At 40.6% G+C, this 419-nt stretch carries 1 protein-coding gene; it reads left to right on the top strand.

The features are described 5' to 3' along the window. Positions 1–264 precede the first annotated feature (264 nt). The coding region (locus ACTHR7_RS10795) for a ComEA family DNA-binding protein (RefSeq protein WP_440370807.1) at positions 265–419 on the top strand (155 nt) is incomplete at its 3' end.

Below are 419 nucleotides of genomic sequence, written 5' to 3'. Positions count from 1 at the left end.
GCCTATTGAGTGTTCGTGCATGCTTGTTGTTTAAATTAAAGGATGACAACTCTGTTGTTATTCTTGAACAAAAGTACCGAAAGTTACGGTTAACTGTTTGGAATATTTGAAATCAAACGATATTTGAGTTAATATGTCGTAAGCATTTGTGCGGGTGTGGGATGTTGCCCTATCCGTATAGGTGACAGTGTTTACAGAGTGGGATAAAACCATTCGGTAGACTTTATGACTGATTCAATCAAATATGTTATGGGAAAAAATCTAATGAAGAAATTTTTATTTGGTGCATTTGCCGCCGTCTATGCAGCATTCTCTTTCGCTGCCGTGAACATCAATACCGCATCTTCTGCCGAACTGGAGGCTTTGCCGGGTATCGGTCCGGCTAAGGCGAAATCGATTGTAGAATACCGCCAGAAGAA

Origin of the sequence: Neisseria sp. P0007.S010, assembly GCF_051962875.1 — a bacterium.
In the GTDB taxonomy this organism is placed as follows: Bacteria; Pseudomonadota; Gammaproteobacteria; order Burkholderiales; family Neisseriaceae; genus Neisseria; species Neisseria subflava_A.
This window is presented reverse-complemented; position numbering and strand designations above follow the sequence as displayed.